Annotated in this window: 21 protein-coding genes; 7 read left to right on the forward strand and 14 right to left on the reverse strand. The window is 72.0% G+C overall.

What is annotated here, in order from left to right:
• Nucleotides 1-24: 24 nt before the first annotated feature.
• The 8 genes from ACFYX4_RS16540 to ACFYX4_RS16575 form a co-directional block, all read right to left on the reverse strand.
• On the reverse strand, nt 25-1,326 hold the full coding sequence (locus ACFYX4_RS16540; RefSeq protein ID WP_389332582.1) for an alpha/beta fold hydrolase: 1,302 nt from the start codon (nt 1,324-1,326) through the stop codon (nt 25-27).
• Nucleotides 1,327-1,525: 199 nt separating this feature from the next.
• Nucleotides 1,526-2,545: a LacI family DNA-binding transcriptional regulator gene (locus tag ACFYX4_RS16545; protein WP_389332585.1), complete on the reverse strand. Its 1,020-nt coding sequence runs from the start codon at nt 2,543-2,545 to the stop codon at nt 1,526-1,528.
• A gap of 86 nt (nt 2,546-2,631) precedes the next feature.
• A complete protein-coding gene (locus ACFYX4_RS16550) occupies nt 2,632-4,056 on the reverse strand; it encodes a BNR repeat-containing protein (RefSeq protein WP_389332588.1) in 1,425 nt (474 codons plus the stop codon).
• 52 nt (nt 4,057-4,108) lie between these two features.
• The gene (locus ACFYX4_RS16555) at nt 4,109-4,429 is read right to left on the reverse strand and encodes an L-rhamnose mutarotase (RefSeq protein WP_389332591.1); all 321 of its coding nucleotides are present in this window, start codon (nt 4,427-4,429) and stop codon (nt 4,109-4,111) included.
• 17 nt (nt 4,430-4,446) lie between these two features.
• Nucleotides 4,447-5,529: a rhamnose ABC transporter substrate-binding protein gene (gene rhaS / locus ACFYX4_RS16560; RefSeq protein WP_389332594.1), complete on the reverse strand. Its 1,083-nt coding sequence runs from the start codon at nt 5,527-5,529 to the stop codon at nt 4,447-4,449.
• Between the two features lie 31 nt (nt 5,530-5,560).
• Nucleotides 5,561-6,580: an ABC transporter permease gene (locus tag ACFYX4_RS16565; protein WP_389332597.1), complete on the reverse strand. Its 1,020-nt coding sequence runs from the start codon at nt 6,578-6,580 to the stop codon at nt 5,561-5,563.
• Complete coding sequence (locus ACFYX4_RS16570; RefSeq protein WP_389332600.1) at nt 6,573-7,613, reverse strand: ABC transporter permease; 1,041 nt, start codon at nt 7,611-7,613, stop codon at nt 6,573-6,575. Before ACFYX4_RS16570 ends, ACFYX4_RS16565 begins: the two co-directional genes overlap by 8 nt.
• A complete protein-coding gene (locus tag ACFYX4_RS16575; protein WP_389332603.1) occupies nt 7,610-9,127 on the reverse strand; it encodes a sugar ABC transporter ATP-binding protein in 1,518 nt (505 codons plus the stop codon). The genes ACFYX4_RS16570 and ACFYX4_RS16575 overlap by 4 nt, the downstream gene beginning before the upstream one ends.
• A 313-nt stretch (nt 9,128-9,440) precedes the next feature.
• Here ACFYX4_RS16575 and rhaI point away from each other — a divergent pair, with 313 nt between their 5' ends.
• From rhaI to ACFYX4_RS16605, 6 genes are all read left to right on the forward strand, one after another.
• A complete protein-coding gene (gene rhaI, locus ACFYX4_RS16580; RefSeq protein WP_389332606.1) occupies nt 9,441-10,607 on the forward strand; it encodes an L-rhamnose isomerase in 1,167 nt (388 codons plus the stop codon).
• A gap of 109 nt (nt 10,608-10,716) precedes the next feature.
• Nucleotides 10,717-12,756 (forward strand): bifunctional aldolase/short-chain dehydrogenase, encoded by a 2,040-nt coding sequence (locus tag ACFYX4_RS16585; protein ID WP_389332609.1) that lies wholly within the window; start codon nt 10,717-10,719, stop codon nt 12,754-12,756.
• Nucleotides 12,753-14,216, forward strand: coding sequence for a rhamnulokinase family protein (locus ACFYX4_RS16590; protein ID WP_389332612.1), 1,464 nt, complete (start codon nt 12,753-12,755; stop codon nt 14,214-14,216). The genes ACFYX4_RS16585 and ACFYX4_RS16590 overlap by 4 nt, the downstream gene beginning before the upstream one ends.
• Before the next feature lie 70 nt (nt 14,217-14,286).
• Nucleotides 14,287-15,042: a (Fe-S)-binding protein gene (locus tag ACFYX4_RS16595; RefSeq protein ID WP_389332615.1), complete on the forward strand. Its 756-nt coding sequence runs from the start codon at nt 14,287-14,289 to the stop codon at nt 15,040-15,042.
• Between the two features lie 28 nt (nt 15,043-15,070).
• Nucleotides 15,071-16,549 (forward strand): LutB/LldF family L-lactate oxidation iron-sulfur protein, encoded by a 1,479-nt coding sequence (locus tag ACFYX4_RS16600; protein ID WP_389332618.1) that lies wholly within the window; start codon nt 15,071-15,073, stop codon nt 16,547-16,549.
• Nucleotides 16,546-17,187, forward strand: coding sequence for a lactate utilization protein C (locus ACFYX4_RS16605; protein ID WP_389332621.1), 642 nt, complete (start codon nt 16,546-16,548; stop codon nt 17,185-17,187). Before ACFYX4_RS16600 ends, ACFYX4_RS16605 begins: the two co-directional genes overlap by 4 nt.
• 30 nt (nt 17,188-17,217) lie before the next feature.
• Here ACFYX4_RS16605 and ACFYX4_RS16610 read toward each other — a convergent pair whose 3' ends face one another.
• Nucleotides 17,218-18,756, reverse strand: a complete 1,539-nt coding sequence (locus tag ACFYX4_RS16610) for an FAD-dependent oxidoreductase (RefSeq protein ID WP_389332624.1) — start codon at nt 18,754-18,756, stop codon at nt 17,218-17,220.
• 50 nt (nt 18,757-18,806) lie between these two features.
• Nucleotides 18,807-19,175: a winged helix-turn-helix transcriptional regulator gene (locus tag ACFYX4_RS16615; RefSeq protein WP_389333028.1), complete on the reverse strand. Its 369-nt coding sequence runs from the start codon at nt 19,173-19,175 to the stop codon at nt 18,807-18,809.
• A gap of 154 nt (nt 19,176-19,329) precedes the next feature.
• Between ACFYX4_RS16615 and ACFYX4_RS16620 the strand changes: the two genes are divergently transcribed.
• Complete coding sequence (locus ACFYX4_RS16620) at nt 19,330-20,175, forward strand: SDR family oxidoreductase (RefSeq protein ID WP_389332627.1); 846 nt, start codon at nt 19,330-19,332, stop codon at nt 20,173-20,175.
• 65 nt (nt 20,176-20,240) lie between these two features.
• Here the strand turns inward: ACFYX4_RS16620 and ACFYX4_RS16625 are convergent, their stop codons facing one another.
• From ACFYX4_RS16625 to ACFYX4_RS16640, 4 genes are all read right to left on the reverse strand, one after another.
• Nucleotides 20,241-20,831, reverse strand: a complete 591-nt coding sequence (locus tag ACFYX4_RS16625) for a hypothetical protein (protein WP_389332630.1) — start codon at nt 20,829-20,831, stop codon at nt 20,241-20,243.
• A 48-nt stretch (nt 20,832-20,879) separates the two neighbouring features.
• Nucleotides 20,880-22,262 carry an FAD-binding oxidoreductase gene (locus tag ACFYX4_RS16630; protein WP_389332633.1) on the reverse strand — a complete coding sequence of 461 codons (1,383 nt, stop codon included), beginning with the start codon at nt 22,260-22,262 and terminating at the stop codon, nt 20,880-20,882.
• Nucleotides 22,263-22,451: 189 nt separating this feature from the next.
• A complete protein-coding gene (locus tag ACFYX4_RS16635; protein ID WP_389332636.1) occupies nt 22,452-23,567 on the reverse strand; it encodes a winged helix DNA-binding domain-containing protein in 1,116 nt (371 codons plus the stop codon).
• A 153-nt stretch (nt 23,568-23,720) separates the two neighbouring features.
• Entirely contained in the window at nt 23,721-24,086 is a 366-nt protein-coding gene (locus ACFYX4_RS16640) for a cupin domain-containing protein (RefSeq protein ID WP_389332639.1), read from the reverse strand.
• Nucleotides 24,087-24,104 lie beyond the last annotated feature (18 nt).

Raw genomic sequence — 24,104 nt, forward strand, 5'->3', positions numbered from 1 at the left:
TATGGCCCGCGCCGGGTTCGCGCCTCAGACCTCGTCGCGGGTCAGGGCCAGCAGTCGGTCCAGGACGCGGGGGCCGCCGGCGCGGACGCCGTCGTGTTCGAACTCGTCGGTGACCCAGGTGCGCAGGCCGCGGATCGCGCGGGCCGTCCGCAGGGAGTGCGCGGTGTCGACGTAGAGGTCGTCGTGGTAGATCGCGGCGGCGACCGGGACCTCGTTGGCGGCGAGGCGGGCCGGGTCGTACAGGGGCGTCCAGTCGGTGCGGGCGGCCAGGAGTTCGGCGGTCTCGCGCAGCGGGCGCAGCGCGGGGTCGTCGTCGAACATCCAGGGGTGGACGGTCTCGCCGGTCAGCGGCAGCGGGCCGTCGCCGGCGAGCGCCTTCGCCGCGTCGAACCGGGGGAACTCGCCGCGCACCCGCTCCGCCGACCAGGCGGTGGGCCGGCTGTCCTGGCCGTAGATCGACTCGTGGACGAGGGCGTAGAGGGGGTGGCTCGCGTACGACAGCAGGCCCCGGATCTCCTCCTGGAAGGCGTCGGACAGCTCCGGGCCCCGCGGGGTGGGGACGAAGGCGTCCTCCAGGAGGTGGTGCAGCCGGTGGCTGCCCTCGCCGCCGCCGAGGAGGATGCCGAGGCTCTGGAAGGCCTCGACGGTCAGCCGGTGGCCGCCCGGGAGGGTCACCTCGTGGGTGAGGAGGTGGTCGGCGATACGGCGGGCGCGTTCGACGTCCTGCGGGTAGCGGGCGTAGTGCGCGGCGGCCTTGCGTTCCATGCGCGGGTAGGCGGCGCGGTAGACGTCGTCGGCGTGGGCGTCCAGCGAGGGCAGCCCGCCGGTGATCACGGCGGCGGCGAGGCCCTCGGGGGCGAAGGAGAGATAGGTGACGGTGCAGAAGCCGCCGTAGCTCTGGCCGAGGACGGTCCAGGGGGCCCCGCCGGTGACCTCGCGGCGGATCAGCTCGCAGTCCCGGACGATCGAGTCGGCGCGGAAGCGGGTGAGGTAGTCGGCCTGTTCGGCGGGGCCGCCGCGCAGCGGGAGCGTCTGGCGGTTGGCGGGGGTGGAGTGGCCGGTGCCGCGCTGGTCGAGGAGGAGGACGCGGAACTCCTTCAGGGCGCGGCCGAGCCAGCCCGGCTTGCCGACGAACCGGTTGGCGCCGAAGCCGGGGCCGCCCTGGAGGTACAGCAGCCAGGGCAGGTCCTGGTGCTCCTTGTCGCTCGCGACGACCTCGCGGGCGTACAGCTCGATCGTCTCCCCGTCCGGGGCTGCGTGGTCGAGGGGCACGGTGAAGCGACGGTCGGTGAGGACGACGCCGGGCTGGCGGTAGCGACGGGACAACTGGGGCTCCAGGGACGCTCGGTGTGCGGGCCGCGTCCCAGTTCAGCACATGCCGGGGCGCAGCCGAAGCCCTGGGGATCATGAACTGCTGCTGAACGGCCGGAAAGTCCCCACTGAACGGCGGGTCAGCGGGCCGGGCGGCGGCCTGGGCGAAAGGGCCGGTCAGCGGGCGGAGAGGCGGCCTGGGCGAAAGGGCCGGTCAGCGGGCGGAGAGGCTGGAGCGGCGCACCACCAGTTCCGGCTGGAGCACCACCCGGCGGTGTTCGTGCCGGCCGCCGTCCTCCTCGGTCTCCTCCAGCAGCATCTCGGCGGCCAGGGCCCCCATGGTGACGGCGGGCTGGCGCACCGAGGTGAGCGGCACGGCGGCGGCCGCGGCGAACTCGATGTCGTCGTAGCCGACGATCGCCAGGTCGTCGGGGACGGTGACGCCGGCCGCGTACATGGCCTGGAGGACGCCCAGAGCGAGCAGGTCGTTGGCGCAGAACACGGCGGTCGGCCGGTCGGCGAGGCCGAGCAGCCGGGCGCCGGCGTCCCGGCCGGCGGCGACGTCGAGCCGCTCGGTGGGCAGCTCGCGCAGGCACTCCGGGCCGAGGCCGGCCTCGGCGAGGGCGGCGAGCGCGCCGGTACGGCGGTCGCGCACCTGGTTGAACCCGGGCGGGCCGCTGACGTACGCGATGGAGCGGTGTCCGGCGTCGACGAGGTGCCGTACGGCGAGGGCGCCGCCGGCGACGTCGTCGACGGAGACCGAGCACTCGGCGGTGCCCTCGGAGACCCGGTCGACCAGCACGAACGGGATGCCGTGCCGGCGGAAGGAGTCGATGTTGCGGCCGGTGGCGTCGGCGGGGGTGAGCAGCACGCCCCGTACCCGCTGCTCGGCGAAGAGGGAGAGGTACTCGGCCTCCTCGCCGACGCTCTCGGCGCTGTTGCAGACCATCACGCCGAGCCCGGCCCGCCGGGCGGCCCGCTCGGCGCCGCGGGCGACGTCCACGAAGAAGGGGTTGCCCATGTCGAGGACGAGCAGCCCCATGATCCGGCTGCGGCCGGCGCGGAGCTGGCGGGCGGACTCGCTGCGCACATAGCCGAGCCGGTCGATCGCGGACAGCACCCGGGCCCGGGTCTCCGTGGCGACGGTGTCCGGGCGGTTGATGACGTTGGAGACCGTGCCGACGGAGACTCCGGCGGCACGGGCGACGTCCTTGATACCCACCGACTGGGCCATCAGGCGGGGACCTCCAGGGGAACGAAAGCGAGCGGATGCGGCGGGGGGCCTTCACAGTACCGTCCTCCCGCCGCGCGCCGGACCGGTCAGGCGGGCAGCCGGAAGTCGGCCACGTGGAGCGCCGAGGGGGTCGTCCCGCTCGACTTCTCCTGGTACATGACGGACAGCACGCCGTCCTGGGCGACGCGCGTCTCGTCGACGACGACCTCGCCGAAGGCGTTCAGGCCGCTGCCGTCGAAGAGCAGCTTCCAGTCGGTGTACCCGGAGGTCTTGGACGCGCCGGCGATCCGGCCGAAGGGGAAGACGGCGTAGGCGTTGTCGTACTTGTCCAGGACCAGCTTGGTGCGCTGGCTGGAGCCGAGCGGGACGGGGATCTCGGTCTTCTGCCAGGCGCCGGAGGCGTTCTTGCGGACGTGGAAGGCGCGTCCGTTGGCGGTGCGGTCGGCGACGTAGTTCGTCGTGCACTGGCCGAAGCGGCCGGGGACGTAGGAGATGATCGCGTGCGGGCGGCCGGCGGAGTCGGTGGACTGGCTCTCCTGGTTCATCAGGGAGTGGTCCGGGTTCAGCGGGTCCACGACCAGGCCGGCGTCGGTGACGGACACCTTGTCGGAGCCGCCGGTGACGCCGACGACGGTGCCGGCGTTGTTGCGCCAGGTGCGGCCGCGGTCGTCGGAGTAGACGTAGCCGGTGTCGTGGTTGGTGATGCCGCCGCCGGAGCACATGACGGCGCCGTTCTGCTCGCGCCAGGTGAAGAAGGAGTGCAACCGGCCGTTGACGTCGTAGTCGATGCCGTGCAGGTACATGTTGCGGGCCGTGCTGGAGCCGTGCTCGCTGGTGTACGTGCCGGTGGAGCCGGACCACTCGCCGAGGTTGGTCCACTTCGCGCCGTCGTACTCGGCGAGCGCGTTGCGGCCGTTGCCGGAGACGGCGACGCGATAGCTGAGCTGGAGTTTCCCGTCGGGGGCGGAGACGAACTGCGGGTAGGTGAACTGGGAGGTGAGGGCGAGCCCGTCGAGGGTGGACTGCGGTGCGCCGAAGCGGCTCGCGGTCCAGCTGAGGCCGGCCGGGTCGTCCATCAGCCCGGCGGCCGACTTGACGTAGGTGAAGCCGTCGCTGTGGGAGTCCATGTTGAGGTGGAGCCGGCCGTCGACCTTGGAGACGCCCATGGAGATGACGTTGTGGGAGTCGTTGTAGCGCAGCGTGTGGCCGACCTTCACGGTGGACCAGGTGCTCGCGCCGAGCGCGCGGCGGCCGACGACGGCATTGCGGTCGGCGGTGTACCAGACGGCGTACTGGTGGCCCTTGTAGGTCAACAGGCCGTTCTTCTGGAAGGAGTTGTTGTTGACCAGGCCGTCGTACGACACGAAGAAGATCGCCTGGCCGTCGAGGGTGGTGGTGCCGGTGCGGGTGACGGAGGGGCCGGGGTCGGCGGCGCGTGCGGTGCCGGACGCTAGGGCGGGCGCGGCCACCGCGCCGGCGAGGGCGGCGCCCAGCAGCGTACGTCTGTTCATCTCGGGACTCCGTTGTCAGGCGAGGTTTCAGGCGAGGTTTCAGGCGAGGTTGTCAGGCGAGGTGGAACACTTCGGTCAGCGGTTTCATGGCCTCGTCCGGGCGGGAGCCGTCGAGGGACTCGAAGAAGGGGGCCATCTCGGCCTGCCAGCGGGCGTTGACCTCGGCGGCCTCCATACCGGCCAGCGCCGCCGGGAAGTCCTCGGTCTCCAAGTAACCGACCAGCAGGCCGTCCTCACGCAGGAAGAGCGAGTAGTTCTGCCAGCCGGTGGCCGAGAGCGCCTCGAGCATCTCGGGCCACACGGCGGCGTGACGTTCGCGGTACTCGGCGATCTTGTCCTGACGGACCTTGAGCAGGAAACAGACGCGCTGCATGAAGTACCGCTGCCTTCCTAGAAGTTGAACTGGTCGATGTTCTTCGCGTCGAACACGGTCGGCTTGCCGAGGCTGATCACGCCGTCCTTGCCGATGGTGTACGTGGTGCCGCCCGCCTTGAACGTCTCGCCCTCCTTGCCGGTGATCTGGCCGGAGACCAGCGCCACGGCCGTCTGCGCGGCCAGCGCGCCGAGCTTCGACGGGTCCCACAGCTCGAACGCGTCGACGGTGCCGTTCTTGACGTACTTGCGCATGTCGTTGGGGGTGCCGAGGCCGGTCAGCTTGACCTTGCCCTTGTACTTGGAGCCCGACAGGTACTGGGCGGCGGCCTTGATGCCGACGGTGGTCGGGGAGATGATCCCCTTCAGGTTCGGGTACTCCTGGAGCAGGCCCTGGGTCTGCTGGAACGACTGCTGGGCGTCGTCGTTGCCGTAGGCGACCTTGACCAGCTTGACGTCCTTGTACTTCGGCTCCTCCAGCTCCTTCTTCATGAAGTCGATCCAGACGTTCTGGTTCGTCGCGGTCTGCGCGGCCGACAGGATCGCGATCTCGCCCTTGTAGCCGATCTGTTCGGCGAGCAGCTGCACCTCGGTGCGGCCGAGGTCCTCGGCGGAGGCCTGCGAGACGAACGCGTTGCGGCACTCGGGGTTGGTGTCGGAGTCGTAGGTGACGACCTTGATGTCGTTGCTCATGGCCTGCTTGAGCGCGGTGCACAGGGCGCCCGGGTCCTGCGCGGACACGGCCATCGCGTCGACCTGCTGCTGGGTGAGCGTGTTGACGTACGACACCTGCCCGGAGGTGTCCGTCGCGCTGGACGGGCCGACCTCCTTGTAGCTGGAGCCCAGCTCCTTCAGGGCCGCCTCGCCGCCCTTGTCGGCGGAGGTGAAGTACGGGTTGTTGACCTGCTTGGGCAGGAAGCCGACGGTCAGGCCCTTCTTGGTGGCCGCGTTCGGGTCGGCCTTGCCGGCGGCGGCGGCCGAACCGCCGCTCTCGTTCTTCACGTCCTCCTTGGTGGTGCCACCGCAGGCGGTGGCGGTGAGGGCGAGGGAGGAGACGGCGGCGAGGGCCGCACAGGCACGACGGAGGGATGACTTGCGCATGGCGGGTCCTTTACGGAGGTGAGCGGGGTTTTCAGCCCGTCGGGGTCGAGGCGGCGGCTCTACGGCCCGCCCGTGCGACGGAGATCTGGCGCGCGACCCGGGGGCCGAGCACGGAGACGACGAGCAGGACGCCGGTGACGACGATCTGCGACTGCGCGGAGACGTCCTGGAGGCTCATCACGTTCTGGAGCGCCCCCAGCAGGAAGACGCCGGCGACGGCCCCGCCCAGGGTGCCCTTGCCGCCGTCGAAGTCGATGCCGCCGAGCAACACGGCGGCGATGACGGAGAGTTCGAGCCCGGTGGCGTTGTCGTAGCGGGCGCTGGCGTAGTGCAGGGCCCAGAAGATCCCGGTGAGGGAGGCCATCAGGCCGGTCACCGTGAACAGGATCAGCTTGTGCCGCCGGACGCGGATGCCCGCGAACCGGGCGGCCTCCTCGCTGGCGCCGATCGCGAACAGCGACCGGCCGAACGGGGTGGCGTGCAGGACCACGACGGCGATGGCGAGCAGCACGACGAAGGGCAGGAAGGCCTGCGGGAGGAAGCTGTCCCCGACGCGTCCGGCCGCGAAGTCCAGGTACTGGGAGGGGAAGTCGGTCACGGCGTCGGAGCCGAGGACGATCTGCGCGATGCCCCGGTAGGCGGCGAGGGTGCCGATGGTGACGGCGAGGGACGGCAGCCCGAGGCGGGTCACCAGCAGGCCGTTGACCAGGCCGCAGACGACGCCCAGCAGCAGGCAGATCGGGATGATCGCCTCGATGGTCATGCCCTGGTTCCACAGGGCGCCCATCACCGCGCCGGACAGCCCGGCCGTGGAGGCGACCGAAAGGTCGATCTCGCCGGAGACCACCAGCAGCGTCATCGGCAGGGCGATCAGCGCGATCGGGAGCGTGTTGCCGATCAGGAAGGACAGGTTGAGGGCGTTGCCGAAGCCGTCCACGGTGGAGAAGGAGAACAGCAGCAGGACGACGAGGAGGGCGCCGACGGCCCCGTCCCACCTCAGTGAGGCGGACCAGCGGCTCGCACGGCTCACCAGGGATCCGGACTCAGGCATGGCGGGCGTTCCTCTTCTTCAGGGCCGACGCCACCCGCAGCGCGACCACGCGGTCCACGGCGATGGCGAGGATGAGCAGGATGCCGTTGATGGCGAGCACCCAGACGGAGCTGACCCCGAGGGCGGGCAGCACGCTGTTGACGGAGGTCAGCAGCAGCGCGCCGAGCGCGGCCCCGTAGACGCTGCCGGAGCCCCCGGTGAAGACCACGCCGCCGACGACGACCGCGCTGACGACGGTGAGTTCGTAGCCGTTGCCGGTGCTGGAGTCGACGTTGCCGAAGCGGGCCAGGTACATGGCGCCCGCGAGTCCGGCCAGCGCGCCGCAGAAGGTGTAGGCGAGGAGGATCCGCTTGCGGACGGGGATGCCGGCGAGGCGGGCGGCCTCCGGGTTGGAGCCGAGGGCGTACAACTCGCGTCCGCTGCCGAAGTGCTTGAGGTAGTAGGCGGTGGCGACGAGGACGGCGACGGCGATCAGCGCCAGGTACGGGACCGCCGAGACGCCGCCGGAGCCGAAGTCGACGAACCCGCCGGACAGGTCGGCGGCGGTGATCTGGCGGGAGCCGACCCAGATGGAGTCGACGCCGCGGATGATGTACATCGTGCCGAGGGTGACGACGAGGGCCGGCACCTGGCCGAGGCTCACCAGCAGCCCGTTGAGCAGTCCGACGCCGATGCCGAGCAGCACGGCCAGGGCGATCGCGACGACCGGGTCGCCGCCGCCCTGGAGGTGGACGCCGGCGGCGAAGGCGGTGATGCCGAGGGTGGAGCCGACGGACAGGTCGACGTTCCTCGTGATCACGACCAGCGACTGTCCGGTGGCGACCAGGACCAGGATGGTCGCGTTCAGCAGCAGGTCCTTGACGCCCTGCTCGGAGAGGAACTCGCTGTTGCCGGCCTGGGTGACGGCGATCATCGCCAGGAAGACGACCAGGATGGCCAGTTCGCGCATCTTGAAGACACGGTCGACGAGCCGGGTCCCGCTGGACTTGGGGATCTCGGCGGCGGGGGCTTCTCGTGGGGTGGTCATCGTCACGCGGCTGCCCTCCCCGTGGCCGCAGCCATCACTGTTTCCTCGGTGGCGTCGGAGCGGGAGATCTCGGCGGTGAGCCGGCCCTCGTGCATCACCAGCACGCGGTCGGCCATGCCGAGGACCTCGGGCAGGTCGGAGGAGATCATCAGGACGGCGACCCCGTCGGCGGCCAGCTCGCTCAGCAGCCGGTGCACCTCGGCCTTGGTGCCGACGTCGATGCCCCGCGTGGGCTCGTCGACGATGAGCACCTTGGGGCCGGTGGCCAGCCACTTGGCGAGGACGACCTTCTGCTGGTTGCCGCCGGAGAGCGTGTTCACGGTGTCGGCGATCCGGGCGTACTTCACCTGGAGCTTGACCGCCCAGTCGAGGGAGCGGCTGCGTTCGGCGCCCCGGTCCATCAGGCCGGCCTTCACACTGGTGCGCAGGCCGGTCAGGCCGATGTTGCGCTCGATGGACATGTTCATCACCAGGCCCTGGGCGCGCCGGTCCTCGGGGACCAGGGCGAGGCCCGCGGCCATCGCGGTGGAGGGGGCGCCGTTGACCAGCGCCCTGCCGTCCACGGTCACCTCGCCGGCGTCCCAGCGGTCGATGCCGAAGACCGCGCGGGCGACCTCGGTGCGGCCGGCGCCGACGAGTCCGGCGAGGCCGACGATCTCGCCGCGCCGCACCTCGAAGGAGACGTCGGTGAAGACGCCCTCGCGGGTGAGGCGGCGGACGCTGAGCGCGACCTCGCCCGGGGTGACGTCCTGCTTGGGGTACAGCTCGTCGAGGTCGCGGCCGACCATCCGGCGGACCAGGTCGTCCTCGGTCATGCCCTCGACGGGCTCGCTGGAGATCCACGCGCCGTCGCGCAGGGTCGTCACCCGTCGGCAGATCTGGAAGATCTCCTCCAGCCGGTGCGAGATGAACAGGACGGCGGCGCCCTGCTCGCGCAGGGTGCGCACGACGCCGAAGAGCCGGGCGACCTCGCTGCCGGTGAGGGCGGCGGTCGGCTCGTCCATGATCAGGACGCGGGCGTCGAAGGAGAGCGCCTTGGCGATCTCGACGATCTGCTGGTCCGCGATGGACAGACCGCGCGCGGGCCGGTCGGGGTCGAGGTCGACGCCGAGCCGGGTCATCAGCGCGGCGGTGGCCGCGCGGGTGGCCTTGTGGTCGATCCGGCCGAGGGCGCGCCGGGGTTGGCGGCCCATGAAGATGTTCTCGGCGATCGAAAGGTCGGGGAAGAGCGTGGGCTCCTGGTAGATGACGGCGATGCCGGCGTCGCGGGCGTCGCCGGGGCCGTGGAAGACCACGGGCTCGCCGTCGAGCAGCACCCGGCCGGCGTCCGGTCGGTGCACCCCGGCGAGCGTCTTGATGAGGGTCGACTTGCCCGCGCCGTTCTCCCCGGCGAGGGCGTGCACCTCGCCGGGGAACAGCTCCAGGGAGACGCCCCGCAGGGCGCGCACGGCGCCGAAGGACTTGGCGACGTCCCTGAGCGCCAGCACCGGGGGCGGTCCCGCGTCGGACGGGTGGGTCATGGATGGCTCCTCGACGGCGTTCGTGATCCGCTCCCGCCGGGGGCCGTCACGACGTCGTGAAAGGTTTCAATCGGATGGCCGGGACGTTAGGCAGGGCGGGCATGTCACGTCAATGGGTCCGTCTCGAAAATCTTTCGATACCCGAAGGTCACGCGACGGTCACGGAAAGCGGGCCTGGGCAGAGGGGTTGACACTCCCCCGGCGGCCTCATAGCTTCCCGTTCTGAATCGTTTCATCCAGACGCTTCCGCGGAAGCCTCTCCGTGAAGCCGTTCAGGATGCCCTTTCCGCAACCGATGTCACGGGAGCCCGAAGTGACCGACCTCGCCGCGGTGAAAGCCGCGCTGAAGACCCAGGCCGTCGAGACGCCGTCATGGGCGTACGGGAACTCGGGGACCCGCTTCAAGGTGTTCGCCCAGCAGGGCGTCCCGCGCACGCCGCAGGAGAAGCTGGACGACGCGGCGAAGGTGCACGAGTTCACGGGCGTGGCGCCGACGGTGGCCCTGCACATCCCCTGGGACAAGGTGGAGGACTACTCCGCGCTCGCGAAGCACGCCGAGGACCGGGGGGTGCGGCTCGGCACGATCAACTCCAACACCTTCCAGGACGACGACTACAAGCTGGGCAGCGTCTGCCATCCGGACGCCTCCGTGCGGCGCAAGGCCGTCGACCATCTGCTGGAGTGCGTCGACATCATGGACGCGACCGGCTCCGCCGATCTGAAGCTGTGGTTCGCGGACGGCACGAACTATCCCGGCCAGGACGACATCCGGGCGCGGCAGGACCGGCTGGCGGAGGCGCTCGCCGAGGTGTACGCGCGGCTCGGCGACGGTCAGCGGATGCTGCTGGAGTACAAGTTCTTCGAGCCGTCCTTCTACACGACGGACGTCCCGGACTGGGGCACGGCGTACGCGCACTGCCTGAAGCTGGGCCCGAAGGCGCAGGTCGTGGTCGACACCGGGCACCACGCGCCGGGCACCAACATCGAGTTCATCGTCGCCACGCTGCTGCGGGAGGGCAAGCTCGGCGGCTTCGACTTCAACTCGCGGTTCTACGCCGACGACGACCTCATGGTCGGCGCCGCCGACCCGTTCCAGCTGTTCCGGATCATGTACGAGGTGTCCCGCAACGGGGGGTTCGAGGCGGAGACGAACGTGGCGTTCATGCTGGACCAGTGCCACAACATCGAGGCGAAGATCCCGGCGATCATCCGTTCCGTGATGAACGTGCAGGAGGCCACGGCGAAGGCGCTGCTGGTCGACCGGGCGGCGTTGGCTGCCGCGCAGGCGTCCGGGGATGTGCTGGAGGCCAACTCCGTGTTGATGGACGCGTACGACACGGATGTGCGGGGGCTGCTCGCGGAGGTGCGGGAGGAGATGGGGTTGGACCCCGCGCCGCTTGCTGCGTACCGCCGGTCGGGGTGGGCCGAGAGGGTTGTTGCTGAGCGGGTGGGTGGGGAGCAGGCCGGTTGGGGGGCGTGAGCGTCTGCCTGGTTCTGTTTCGTCGCGGGGTGCGGGTCGGTTGTGGCTGGTCGCGCAGTTCCCCGCGCCCCTAAGGAAACCCCCCTTCTCAAGTAAGGACCGCATGTCAATGACCACCCATTCCGAAGCCGCTGCCCTGCTCGCTCGTTCCCGTCGGCTCGGCGCCGATCCCCGTAACACCAACTACGCCGGCGGGAACGCCTCCGCCAAGGGAACCGACACCGATCCCGTGACCGGCGGTGACGTCGAGCTGATGTGGGTGAAGGGGTCCGGCGGGGATCTCGGGACGCTCACCGAGGCGGGGCTCGCCGTGTTGCGGCTGGATCGGCTGCGGGCGCTCGTCGGCGTGTATCCCGGTGTCGAGCGCGAGGACGAGATGGTCGCCGCGTTCGACTACTGCCTGCACGGGAAGGGCGGGGCCGCGCCGTCGATCGACACCGCCATGCACGGGCTCGTCGACGCCGCCCATGTGGACCATCTGCACCCGGACTCGGGGATCGCGCTCGCCTGTGCCGCCGACGGGGAGAAGCTGACCGCCGAGTGCTTCGGGGACGCGGTCGCCTGGGTGCCGTGGCGCAGGCCCGGCTTCCAGCTGGGGCTGGACATCGCCGCCATCAAGGAGGCCAACCCGCGGGCGATCGGCGTGGTGCTGGGCGGGCACGGCATCACCGCGTGGGGCGCCACGGCCGAGGAGTGCGAGCGCAACTCGCTGCACATCATCCGCACGGCGGAGGCCTTCCTCGCCGAACGCGGCAAGGCCGAGCCGTTCGGGCCGGTCCTGGCGGGGTACGAGGCGCTGCCCGAGGCCGCGCGCCGGGAGCGGGCCGCCGCGCTCGCGCCGTACGTCCGGGCGATCGCCTCGCGGGATCGGCCGCAGGTCGGGCACTTCGACGACTCCGAGGTCGTCCTCGACTTCGTGGCGCGGGCCGAGCACCCCCGGCTCGCCGCGCTGGGCACCTCGTGCCCCGATCACTTCCTGCGGACGAAGGTCCGCCCGCTCGTCCTCGACCTGCCGCCGGGCGTGCCGGTGGAGGAGGCCGTCGCGCGGCTGAAGGAACTGCACGCCGAGTACCGAAAGGAGTACGCCGCCTACTACGAGCGGCACGCAGAGCCCGGCTCGCCCGCGATGCGCGGCGCGGATCCGGCGATCGTGCTCGTGCCGGGCGTGGGCATGTTCTCCTTCGGCAAGGACAAGCAGACCGCGCGGGTCGCGGGCGAGTTCTACGTCAACGCGATCAACGTGATGCGGGGCGCTGAGGCGGTCTCGGCGTACGCGCCGATCGAGGAGTCGGAGAAGTTCCGCATCGAGTACTGGGCGCTGGAAGAGGCCAAGCTCCAGCGGATGCCGAAGCCGAAGGCGCTGGCCACGCGGGTGGCGCTGGTGACCGGCGCGGGCAGCGGGATCGGCAAGGCGATCGCGCACCGGCTGGTGGCCGAGGGGGCGTGCGTCGTCGTCGCCGATCTGAACGCCGAGAACGCGGCGGCGGTCGCCGAGGAGCTGGGCGGGGCGGACAAGGCCGTCGCCGTGGCCGTGGACGTGACCTCCGAGGAGCAGATCGCCGAGTCGTTCCGGGCCGCGGTGCTGGCGTTCGGCGGGGTCGACCTCGTCGTCAACAACGCGGGCATCTCCATCTCCAAGCCGCTGCTGGAGACCTCGGCGAAGGACTGGGACCTCCAGCACGACATCATGGCCCGCGGCTCGTTCCTCGTGTCGCGGGAGGCGGCGCGGGTGATGATCGCGCAGGAACTGGGCGGGGACATCGTCTACATCGCCTCGAAGAACGCGGTGTTCGCCGGCCCCAACAACATCGCCTACTCGGCCACCAAGGCCGACCAGGCGCATCAAGTGCGGCTGCTCGCCGCCGAGTTGGGTGAGCACGGGATCCGTGTCAACGGGGTCAACCCGGACGGGGTGGTGCGCGGTTCGGGCATCTTCGCCGGCGGCTGGGGCGCGAAGCGGGCGGCCGTGTACGGGGTGGAGGAAGAGAAGTTGGGCGAGTTCTACGCGCAACGGACCATCCTCAAGCGGGAGGTGCTGCCGGAGCATGTCGCGGGCGCGGTGTTCGCGCTCACCGGGGGCGAGTTGACCCACACCACCGGGCTGCACATTCCGGTCGACGCCGGCGTCGCGGCCGCCTTCCTGCGATGAGCACATCCGTGAAGTCGTACGCCGCGGTCGACCTCGGCGCGTCCAGCGGGCGGGTGATGGTCGGCCGGGTGAGCCCCGACTCGCTGGAGCTGACCGAGGCGCACCGGTTCGCGAACCGTCCGGTGCGGTTGCCCGAGGGGCTGCGCTGGGACGTGCTGTCGCTGTACGCGGGCGTCCTGGACGGGCTGCGGGCGGCGGGCGTGCGCTGCGGCGGGCGACTGGACTCGGTCGGCATCGACAGCTGGGCCGTGGACTACGGTCTGCTGGACGCCGACGGGGCGCTGCTCGGCAACCCGGTGCACTACCGCGACGCCCGCACGGAGGGCGTCGCGGAGAAGGTGTGGGCCACCGTCCCGGCGGCGGAGCTGTACGCGGCGACGGGCTTGCAGTACGCGCCGTTCAACACGCTCTACCAGCTGGCGGCGGCGCGGGGAACCCGTCAACTGGCTTACGCCGAGCGGCTGTTGCTGGTCCCGGATCTGCTGGCGTACTGGCTGACCGGGGAGCAGGGCACCGAGCTGACCAACGCCTCCACCACCCAGCTGATCGACCCCCGGACGCGCGGGTGGTCGTACGGCATCGCGGAACGGCTGGGTATCGACCTGGAGTTGTTCGCGCCGCTGCGGCAGCCCGGCGACCCGGCCGGGCTGCTCCGACCCGGGGTGCTGGAGGAGACGGGGCTGACGGGGCCCGTGCCGGTGACGGCCGTCGGCTCGCACGACACCGCGTCCGCGGTGGCCGCGGTGCCGGCGACGGGCGAGCGGTTCGCCTACATCTGCACCGGCACCTGGTCGCTGGCGGGTCTGGAGCTGGACGCGCCCGTGCTGACCGAGGAGAGCCGCGCCGCCAACTTCACCAACGAGCTGGGGCTGGACGGCACGGTCCGCTATCTGCGCAACATCATGGGCCTGTGGCTGCTCCAGGAGTGCGTGCGGGCCTGGGGCGACCCGGATCTGGGCGTGCTGCTGCGGGAGGCGGCGGGCGTGCCCGCACTGCGGTCGGTGATCGACGCGGGCGACGCGGCGTTCCTCGCGCCGGGGCGGATGCCGGAGCGGATCGCCGAGGCGTGCCGGGCGTCGGGGCAGCCGGTGCCGCAGACGCCGGCCGAGATCACGCGGTGCATCCTGGACTCGCTCGCGCTGGCCCATCGGCGGGCGGTCGAGGACGCCCAGCGGCTGGCCGGCCACCCCGTCGACGTCGTGCACATCGTGGGCGGCGGCACCCGCAACGCGCTGCTGTGCCGGCTCACCGCCGACGCCTGCGGGCTGCCCGTGGTGGCCGGTCCGACGGAGGCCGCCGCGCTCGGCAACGTGCTCGTCCAGGCGCGGGCGCACGGCTTGGTGGGCGACCGCGACGCCATGCGGCGGCTGGTCGCCCGCACCCAGCCCCTGACCCGGTACGAGCCGCAGGGCGACGCCGGGCGCTGGCGGGAGGCGCAGGCCCGGCTCGACGCGCGGTGAGCGGGGGTCCTCCTGAAGTTCCTGCCCTACTACGCTGCACTCATCCGATGACAGACCCCGAGGAGCCGCGATGCGTGTCGCACTGTTCCTGACCTGTGTCAACGACACGCTGTATCCGGACACCGGCCGTGCCGTGGTGAAACTGCTGACCAGACTGGGTGTCGAGGTCGACTTCCCGATGGCGCAGACCTGCTGCGGCCAGGCGCACTACAACACCGGCTACCGTCATGAGGCCGAACCGCTCGCCCGGCATTTCTCCGATGTCTTCAGGGAGTACGAGGCGATCGTGACGCCGTCCGGGTCGTGCGGGGCGATGGTGCGGGAGCTGTATCCGCGGATGGGCGAGCGGGCTCGGGCGGAGGGGCGCGGGGACGGTCTCGCGACGACGCTCGCGCCGGTGGTGCCGAAGACGTACGAGCTGACCGAGTTCCTGGTGGACGTGCTCGGGGTGACGGACGTCGGGGCGTACTACCCGCACACGGTGACCTATCACCCGACCTGCCACGGGCTGCGCGGCCTGGGGCTCGGGGAGCGGCCCCTGCGGCTGCTGCGGGCCGTGAAGGGGCTGGAGCTGGCGGAGCTGCCGGGGGCGGACGAGTGCTGCGGGTTCGGCGGCACGTTCGCGCTGAAGAACTCCGACGTCTCGGCGGCGATGGGCGCGGACAAGGTGCGCAACGCCGCGTCCACGGGCGCCGAGGTGCTGTGCGCGGCCGACAACTCGTGTCTCATGCACATCGGCGGCACGATGGCCCGGCTCCGGACGGGCATGCGTCCGGTGCACATCGCGGAGATCCTGGCGAGCACGGAGGAGGAACCGGCGGTATGAGCGGGCACAGTGAGCGGGAGGCGGGCGCGTGAGCGGCACGTTCGTGGGGATGCCGGCCTTCCCCGAGGCCGCGCGCGAGGCCGTGGACAACCAGACCCTGCGCGGCAATCTGCGGCACGCCACGCACACCATCCGCGCCAAACGGGCGAAGGCCGTGACGGAGGTGTCCGACTGGGCGGCGCTGCGCGAGGCGGGCAAGCGGATCAAGGACCACACGCTCCGCCATCTCGACCGCTACCTGGTGCAGTTGGAGGAGGCCGTCACCGCTGCGGGCGGCGTCGTGCACTGGGCGGCGGACGCCGACGAGGCCAATCGGATCGTCACCGAACTCGTCAAGGAGACCGGCGAGTCGGAGGTCGTCAAGGTCAAGTCCATGGCCACGCAGGAGATCGGGCTCAACGAGGCGCTCGAAGCGGAGGGCATCCGCGCCTACGAGACCGATCTCGCCGAGCTGATCGTGCAGTTGGGCAAGGACCGCCCCTCGCACATCCTCGTCCCGGCGATCCACCGCAACCGCCGGGAGATCCGGGACATCTTCCGCGCGGAGATGGGCGAGTGGGGCCGCCCCGCCCCCGAGGGCCTGACCGACACGCCCGCCGAACTCGCCGAGGCGGCCCGGCTCCACCTGCGGGAGAAGTTCCTGCGGGCCAAGGTCGGGATCTCCGGGGCCAACTTCATGGTCGCCGAGACCGGCACGCTGGTCGTCGTCGAATCGGAGGGCAACGGGCGGATGTGCCTCACCCTGCCCGAGACGCTGATCTCCGTGGTCGGCATCGAGAAGGTGCTGCCGACCTGGCGGGACCTGGAGGTGTTCCTCCAGACCCTGCCCCGCTCCTCCACCGCCGAGCGCATGAACCCGTACACGTCCATGTGGACCGGCACCGCCGACGGCGACGGCCCGAAGGCCTTCCACCTGGTCCTGCTGGACAACGGCCGCACCGACACCCTCGCCGACGAGGTCGGACGGCAGGCCCTGCGCTGCATCCGCTGCTCGGCCTGCCTGAACGTGTGCCCGGTGTACGAGCGGGCCGGCGGGCACGCCTACGGCTCGGTCTACCCGGGCCCGATCGGCGCCATCCTGAGCCCCCAACTCCGGGGCACGCAGAGCGAGATCGACGCCTCGCTGCCGTACGCGTCGTCGCTGTGCGGGGCCTGCTACGAGGTGTGCCCGGTCGCCATCGACATCCCGGAGGTGCTGGTGCATCTGCGGGAACGGGTCGTCGAGGGCGGCCCGGTGACCCGGGAGGGCAACCGGGTGGTGCTGAAGCCCGCCAAGGGCCACGCCGGAGAGCGGGCGGCGATGCGGGCGGCCCGCTGGGCGTTCGCCCGTCCCGGGGCCCTGCGCGCCGGGCAGCGGCTGGCGTCCCGGACCCGCCGGCTGCACCCCCGCACCCTGCCGGGACCCGGCAGGGCGTGGAGCGCTTCGCGGGAGCTGCCGGCGGTGCCCGCCGAGCCGTTCCGCGACTGGTGGCAGCGGACCCGGGGCGGCGAAGGAGACGCGCAGTGAGCGACAGGGAACGGATCCTGGGCCGGGTGCGGCGGGCGCTGGCGGACGTGGGGCCGGACGACACCCCGTACGAGCGGGCCGTGGAGCGGGACTACGCGCGGGTGCACGGGGACTTGAGCGTCGCGGGGACGGTCGACCTGCTGGCCGAGAACCTGGCCGACTACCGTGCGATCGTGCACCGTTGCACGGCGGACGAGTTCGCGGCGACGCTCGCCGGGATGCTGGCGGCGCGGGGCGCGCGGACGGTGCTGACGCCGCCGGGCCTGCGGCCCGAGTGGCTCGCGGCGGCCGACGTCGAGCGGATCTCGGACCGGCCCGAGAGCACCGCGCACGAACTGGACCGGGTCGACAGCGTGGTGACGGCGTGCGCGGTGGCCGTCGCCGAGACCGGCACGATCGTGCTGGACGGCTCTCCCGACCAGGGCCGCCGCCGGATCACCCTCGTCCCCGACCACCACATCTGCGTGGTCCGCGTCCCCGACCAGGTCGTCTCCTCCGTCCCCCAGGCCCTCGAACGCCTCGATCCGGCACGCCCGTTGACATGGATCTCGGGCCCGTCGGCAACCAGCGACATCGAACTCGACCGGGTGGAAGGGGTGCACGGGCCGCGCACCCTGGAAGTGGTCCTGGTCGACTGACCGACCTGACCGTCCGTTGCCCCGCGGCGCTCACAAGTCGCGTCGCTCCAGGGGCTGTTGGGCCGGCCCCTGGAGGACCTGCCCCTCGAAGTCGAAGCGGGAGCCGTGGCAGGGGCACTCCCACGCCTTCTCGGCACGGTTGAACGCCACCAGGCAGCCCAGGTGGGTGCAGCGCGCGGACACAGCGTGCAGTTGTCCGGCCTCGTCGCGGTGGACGGCGCACCGCTCCCCCGAGACACGGACGATCGCGCCGTCGCCGGGGGCGATCCCGTCCACCTCGGGGCCGCTCGCCGAGGGCAGCCGGTCGCCCACGAAGTGGCGGGCCACGTCGGCCTGGTGCTTGAGGAAGGCGGCGCCCTCGCGGACGACGGAGGCGATCCGGCGGGGGTCGTACAGGTCGCTCCAGGCGCAGTCACGGCCGGTGATCCGCTCGGTCAGCAGACGGCCGGCCATGATCCCGGTGCTCAGGCCCCAGCCGCCGAAGCCGGTGGCGACGTAGGCATGCTTGCTGCCGGGGTGGAGCGGGCCGACGAGCGGGACGGAGTCGGTGGAGTCGTTGTCCTGGGTGGCCCAGCGGTGGGTGAAGGTCAGCTCGCCGAAGCGGTCGGTCGCCCAGGCGGCGAGCCGCTCGAAGCGCTCCTCGACGTCACCGCCGGCGCCCGGGGTGAAGTGCTCGCCGGTGACGACGAGCAGACGGCGGCCGTCCTCCAAGGGCGCCGTGCGCACCGAGCGGGTGCGGTGCTCCTGGGTGATGTACATGCCGAGCGGGGCGCGGGCGGCGTCGACCGGCGCGGCCAGCACCAGTTCGCGGCGCGGGGAGAGCCGGGTGAACAGCAGGGCCCGGTCGAAGACGGGGTAGTGGGTGGCGACCACCACGGAACGGGCGGTGACCTCGGTGGCGCCCGCCGCCGACTCGACGGTCAGCCGGCAGGGGTCGCCCTCGTCGAAGCCGGTGACGCGGCTGTTCTCGTGGATGACGCCGCCGAGCCGCCGGATGTCGTCGGCGAGCGCCAGGAGGTACTTGCGGGGGTGGAACTGGGCCTGGTCGGCGACGCGGACCGCGCCCGCGACGGGGAACGGCAGGTCCGTCTCGGTCACGTACTCGGCGGGCAGCCCCGCCTCCCGGGCGGCCTCCGCCTCGGCCTTCAGCGGGTCGGTGCGGGCCGGGTCCTCTACGTAGGTGTAGGCGGCCGTGTCCTCCCAGTCGCAGTCGACGCCCAGTTCCTCGGCGGTCCGCGCCGCGTGCCGGATGGCGTCCGTCTGCGAGCGGGCGTAGAGCCGGGCGCCTTCCGGGCCGCGGGTGCGGCGCAGGTGGTCGTAGACGAGGGTGTGCTGGGCGCTCAGCTTGGCCGTGGTGTGGCCGGTGACGCCGGCCGCGATCCGGTGCGCCTCCAGGACGGCCACCGAGCGGCCCCGCCGGGCCAGCTCCCACGCCGTGCACAGACCCGCGATCCCGCCGCCGACCACGGCCGCGTCGACGGTGAGCGGCCCCTCGGGAGGGGGCGCCGGCTCGCCGGGGGGCACGGTGTGGAGCCAGTACGACCCGTGGATGTCCGCCTGCTCGTCCATGGGCCTCGGGTTCCCCGCGACCGGCCCGGCCACACGGCCCGCCGGAGCTCCTAACGACTGTCGTAGTCCTGGCGGGCCCGTTCCACCTCGGGCAGACGGCCGGTGGCCCACTCGGCGAGGTGCGCGAAGAGCGGGGCGAGGCTGAGGCCGAGTTCGCTGATCTCGTACTCGACACGCGGGGGCACCTCCGGGTGGTAGGTGCGCACGACGAGGCCGTCGCGTTCGAGCTGCCTGAGGCGCTGGGTGAGCACCTTGGGGGTGACATGGGCGATCCGGCGCTCCAGCTCGACGAAGCGCTGGCGGCCGTGGGTGTGGAGCGTCCAGAGGATCGGCGTCGTCCAGCGGCTGAACACGATGTCCACCACCGGGGCGATGGGGCAGGCGAGTGCGGGGTCGGTCGAGGCGGTCGCCGGGCTCATGGCGCTCGCGGCACTCGTGGCGCTCGACGAGGTCGTCGTCCTGCCGGCCATGTGCGTCCCTTCAGGGAAGTCACTTTCCTCTGGGTACCTACCATATCGCCGGTGTTAGCGTCCCCTGCAACATCAACGAGCCACCTCCGAAAGGGAGTTACTCATGATCGTGGTGACAGGGGCGACCGGGAACGTCGGCCGTGAACTGGTGCGGGTCCTGGTGGACGCCGGGGAGCAGGTGACCGCCACTTCACGGAACGTCTCCGACGCCCAAGTGCCCACCGGCGTACGGTGGATGCGCGCGGATCTCACCGACGCGGAGAGCCTGGGGCCCGTCCTCGACGGCGCCGACGCGCTGTTCCTCCAGAACGGCGGGGCGAGCCTGCCCCTGCTCCGTGGGCGGGACCTTCTCGACGCCGCCAAGGCCGGCGGGGTGGGCCGGGTCGTGCTGCTGTCGTCCCAGGGGGTGTCGACCAGGCCGGAGTCGGAGTCGCACGGGAGACTGGCGGGCGTCCTGGAGGATGCCGTCACTCAAGCGGGGATGGACTGGACGATCCTGCGGCCGGGCGGCTTCCACTCCAACGCCCTCGCCTGGGCGGAGCCGGTCCGCGCCCACCGCACCGTGGCCGCCCCCTTCGGGGACGTGGGCCTGCCCACCGTCGATCCGGCCGACATCGCGGAGGTCGCCGCCGTCGCACTGAGGGAGGGCGAACACTCCGGTCGTGTCTACGAGTTGACCGGCCCCGACCTGACGACGCCCAGGGAGCGCGCCGAGGCGATCGCGGCGGCGCTCGGTGAACCGGTGCGGTTCGTCGAGCAGAGCCGGGAGGAGGCGCGCGCGCAGATGCTGGCGTTCATGCCCGAACCCGTCGTCGAGACCACCCTGGCGATCCTCGGCGAGCCGACGCCGGACGAGCGGCGGATCAGCCCCGATGTCGAACGGGTGCTGGGACGCGCGCCCCGTGCCTTCGCGGACTGGGCCCTGCGCCATGCGGCCGCCTTCCGGTGAGGCATCCACCGGTCCTCGTCGCGGTCGCGGGGGGCGTCGCGGGGGACGGCGTCGCGGGACGGCGGTCAGGAGTACACCATCGGGCAGCCGTGGTGCAGTGAGTACTGGGCGGCGCGCAGGTACACCGCCGTGTAGAAGGCCGCGTCGAGGTCCTCGCTCCACGGGCCCGGCCGGGACTCGGCGGCCTTGCTCGCGCCGCCCTCGGAGAACCAGAAGGTCAGTTCGAGGTTGCCGCCCGTCGCCGGTATCAGGTCGACGGGAAGGCCGACGGCCGCGGCCAGCCGCTCGGCGGGCGCGAGGACCTGGGGGGCGCCGGCGATCACCGTCTCGTCCCAGTACCCCGAGCCGAAGGGCAGTTGGACGCGCTCCTCCAGGGAGAGCGGCACGAGAACGGTCCAGCCGTACAGGGTGTCCCGCTCGGCCTCGGTCAGATGCGTCCGGCACCAGGCTTCGAAGCCCTGCATGGAGGGAGAGACCTTCTCCTCGAACCAGCCGCCGGCCGCCGGGGCGCCGGCCCCAGGTCCGCGCACGCTCGCGTACGGCGGCAGTCCGCGCCGCCCCAGCTCCTCGTTCAGAGCCGAGGCGACGTCCGCGTGTCCGCCCTCTTCCTCGCCGAACCACTCACGCTCATCGATGCTCACCAGGTATACGCCCATGATCAGACCGTACCCGGGGGCACTGACAGCGCCCGGCGCTCGCGGCGGCTAGGCGGGCGCGGGCTCGATGTTCTGGTTGGCGTGGAAGAGGTTGCCCGGGTCGTAGGTCCGCTTGACCTGGGCGAGCCGGTCGTAGTGGTCGCGGTAGGTGGCGCGGACGCGGTCCTGCCGTTCGTCCTGCCCCATGAAGTTCACGTACGAGCCGCCCATGGAGTAGGGGTGCGTCTCCTCCCAGTAGTCGACGCACCACTGCCGGACGGCCTCCGCGTTCGCCGGGTCGGGGTCCACGCCGGCGAAGACGCCGGACCAGACGGCGTCCCGGTAGCTCCACGCGGTGTCCTCCGGGGCCACCCGGTGGGCGGCGGCGTCGACCGGGTAGAGGTGCATCAGGGAGAGCGGGGTGGGCAGGTTCTCGCCGTACTTGAGGTGCACGTCCACGGCCGCGTCCGGGATGCGGTCGAAGAAGTCGCCGCGCCAGTACCACTGGTAGCCGGTGGGGATCAGATCGTCGAACATGCCCTGGAGCGCGGGGTAGGGCATCGGCGCGGTGAAGTGGAAGGCGGGCCGCCCGGGTTCGTTCACGACGGCGAGGACGTCCTCGGTGCGGTCCGGGTCGCCGGTGTGACACCACACGACGCCGCACACCTTGTGCCCGTGCAGGTCCTCGGGGAACGGCGGGCCGGGCGGGATCGTGAACAGCGTGAAGAAGCCGTACACGTCGTCGGGGGCCTGCGGGAGGAAGTCCCGGTACCAGCCGAGCACTTCGCGGGTGTGGTCGACCGGCCACGCCGTGATGCCGACGCCCACGGTGTCCACCGGGTGCAGACGGTAGGTGAAGGCCGTCACGATGCCGAAGTTGCCGCCGCCGCCGCGCAACGCCCAGAAAAGATCGGGGTGATGGGTCTCGTCGGCGGTGACGAAGCTGCCGTCGGCGAGGACGACGTCCGCGGCGATCACATTGTCCACCGTCAGGCCGTACTTGCGGGTGAGATACCCGTGGCCGCCGCCGAGCGTCAGGCCTCCGACGCCCGTCATCGACACGATGCCGGTGGGCGTCGCCAGTCCGAAGCCGTGCGTGGCGTGGTCGAGATCGCCGAGCTGGCTGCCGCCGCCCACCTGGGCGGTGCGCGCGGTGGGGTCGACGCGCACCCAGCGCATCGGCGACAGGTCGACGGTGACGCCGTCCTCCACGAGGCACAGTCCGGGCCCGCTGTGCCCGCCGCCGCGTACGGCGAGTTCCAGGCCGTTGTCCCGGACGTGGTCGACCGCCGCCATCACGTCCGCAGCGTCCGCGCACCGGACGAACGCGGCGGGACGCTTGTCGATCATCGCGTTGTACACCTGGCGGGTCCGGGTGTACTCCGGATCCTGCGGGCCGACGACGGGCCCGCGCAGAGACGTCTTCATCGCGTCCAAGGCCGCACTGTCCATGGTGGTCTCCTCGGGGAGGCGCGGATCTCTTGCCCCCGGCTTCGGCCCCTGCCCCCGGGTGAGCGGACGTCGTCCTGGAACGCCGCAGGGCCGACTTCTTCAGCGTCCCGCCGCCGAGCGGGCCGTGCAATTCCTGCGGGCGGCGACGGCCGAGGTGCCGGGGGCGGGGGGCGGGGGCGGGGGCAGGCTTCACGGTGTGGCCGCCGGGCCGTCGGCGATCCGGACGCGGTGGCTCTCGCCGTCGGAGCCGGAGAGGAAGGCCGCGAGCGCCTCCCCCTCCTCCGCCACGGCGTCCCGGTCGGCCCGGGAGAACCGACGCAGCGGCGTGACGGTGACGGTGGCCGCCGCGACGTCCCAGGTCGCGGCCACCCTGCCGTCGACCAGGACGACGCGCGCACCGGCGACCGACAGGCCGCGATGGGCGTCGTCGATGATCCGACCGCGGTCGTGGTAGCCGAGGATCGCGTTGTCGAACGCCGGCAGGAACCGCACGGGGGCGGGCGTGCCGGGGTCGGGGCGCGGCGCGTCGGGCAGGTCAAGGAGTTCCCGGCCGCGTTCGTCGCGGAAGGCGACCAGCTCCCCGCGCAGCGCGGCGACCGCGGCCGGCAGTCCGGCCAGGCCGCACCAGGCGCGCAGGTCGGCCGAGGCGGCGGGGCCGAACGCGGCGAGGTAGCGCCGTACCAGCGCCTGGCCGACGGGATCGGAGCCGTCCGTGGACGGCGGGGCGACCTCGCGGCCCAGCCAGGACGAAAGCCGGGCATTGCGCACACCGGCCCTGGCCCGCCACAGCCCGCGCGGCGGCAGCTGCACCGTGGGGACGAGGGCGGTGACCAGCATCTCGCCCAGGACGCGTGGCGGCACCGCCGGCCAGCGCCCGGCCACCGCCCGCGCCAGCTCGGCCAGGGTGCGGGGCTCGCCGTCGGCCATCGCGGCCCGGCCGGCCGCCGCGAGCTCGTCGAGGTCCACGCCGTCGAGTTCGCGGCGGTAGACCCCGAGGACCTTCTGGCGCAGCATGGCGTCGTGACGGGACCGCCAGGCCAGGGCGTCGTCGGCGGTGACGAGGTGGACGGTGCGGCGCATCAGGTGGGTGCGGACCACCTGCCGTCCGGTCAGCAGCTCCGAGAGCGTCGCCGGGTCGAACGCGCGCAGCCGCGACCAGAGTCCGTGGAACGGTTCTTGCGGCTCCTGCGCCTGAAGACCGCCGAGGTGCGCGACGGCCTCCAGGACCGTCATGTCGGAGCGGTCGAGCAGCAACTGCCGGGCGAGCGCGGCACGGTTGAGCGCTCGGCTGTCGAGAACGGTCACGATGACGCCGTTTCCCTTCGTCTCATTTCAGTGGAGAAGGGCAACGGTGCCAGGGAAAGCGGTCAGGGGGTGACCGCTACCGCGGGGAAGACGGTGCGCGCGCTGACCCCGGGCGACCGGGAAGGGGCCCGGGGCCGACTCGACGCAGTCCGGTCAATCGTCCTTGGCCTTCGCGTACTCCGTGGCCATCTGGCCCGCGAAGTCGTACACGACGACCTGCTCGTCGCCGACCACCCAGGCGTCGTGGCCGGGCGGGCACACGAACACGTCGCCCGCGTCCAGTTCGCTCTCGCCGCCGTCGTCCATGCGGATGTGCATCCGTCCCTGGACGACGTACCCGTTGTGGTGGACCTGGCAGCTGTCGGTCCCCGCGAGCGGCCCCACGGACTCCGTCCAGCGCCAGCCGGGCTCGAAGGTCGCCACGGCGAAGTCGAGGCCCGTCATATGGACGGCTTCGAGGTGCCCGCGCGGGAAATCGCGCCGCTCGTCCGGCTTGTCGAGCGTCTTCACTTCCAGCATGACGCTCCTCCCTTCCGG

It is taken from the genome of Streptomyces sp. NPDC002328 (assembly GCF_042890065.1).
Taxonomy (GTDB): Bacteria; Actinomycetota; Actinomycetes; order Streptomycetales; family Streptomycetaceae; genus Streptomyces.

Excerpts from the sequence above, each read along its gene's own strand:
- ACFYX4_RS16575 (WP_389332603.1), bottom strand. The coding sequence starts at position 9,127 with ATGACCCACCCGTCCGACGCGGGACCGCCCCCGGTGCTGGCGCTCAGG.
- ACFYX4_RS16640 (WP_389332639.1), bottom strand. The coding sequence starts at position 24,086 with ATGCTGGAAGTGAAGACGCTCGACAAGCCGGACGAGCGGCGCGATTTC.
- ACFYX4_RS16590 (WP_389332612.1), top strand. The coding sequence starts at position 12,753 with ATGAGCACATCCGTGAAGTCGTACGCCGCGGTCGACCTCGGCGCGTCC.
- ACFYX4_RS16550 (WP_389332588.1), bottom strand. The coding sequence starts at position 4,056 with ATGAACAGACGTACGCTGCTGGGCGCCGCCCTCGCCGGCGCGGTGGCC.
- ACFYX4_RS16625 (WP_389332630.1), bottom strand. The coding sequence starts at position 20,831 with ATGGGCGTATACCTGGTGAGCATCGATGAGCGTGAGTGGTTCGGCGAG.
- ACFYX4_RS16545 (WP_389332585.1), bottom strand. The coding sequence starts at position 2,545 with ATGGCCCAGTCGGTGGGTATCAAGGACGTCGCCCGTGCCGCCGGAGTC.
- ACFYX4_RS16565 (WP_389332597.1), bottom strand. The coding sequence starts at position 6,580 with ATGCCTGAGTCCGGATCCCTGGTGAGCCGTGCGAGCCGCTGGTCCGCC.
- ACFYX4_RS16610 (WP_389332624.1), bottom strand. The coding sequence starts at position 18,756 with ATGGACGAGCAGGCGGACATCCACGGGTCGTACTGGCTCCACACCGTG.
- ACFYX4_RS16620 (WP_389332627.1), top strand. The coding sequence starts at position 19,330 with ATGATCGTGGTGACAGGGGCGACCGGGAACGTCGGCCGTGAACTGGTG.
- ACFYX4_RS16585 (WP_389332609.1), top strand. The coding sequence starts at position 10,717 with ATGACCACCCATTCCGAAGCCGCTGCCCTGCTCGCTCGTTCCCGTCGG.
- ACFYX4_RS16630 (WP_389332633.1), bottom strand. The coding sequence starts at position 22,262 with ATGGACAGTGCGGCCTTGGACGCGATGAAGACGTCTCTGCGCGGGCCC.
- ACFYX4_RS16615 (WP_389333028.1), bottom strand. The coding sequence starts at position 19,175 with ATGAGCCCGGCGACCGCCTCGACCGACCCCGCACTCGCCTGCCCCATC.
- ACFYX4_RS16555 (WP_389332591.1), bottom strand. The coding sequence starts at position 4,429 with ATGCAGCGCGTCTGTTTCCTGCTCAAGGTCCGTCAGGACAAGATCGCC.
- ACFYX4_RS16595 (WP_389332615.1), top strand. The coding sequence starts at position 14,287 with ATGCGTGTCGCACTGTTCCTGACCTGTGTCAACGACACGCTGTATCCG.
- rhaS (WP_389332594.1), bottom strand. The coding sequence starts at position 5,529 with ATGCGCAAGTCATCCCTCCGTCGTGCCTGTGCGGCCCTCGCCGCCGTC.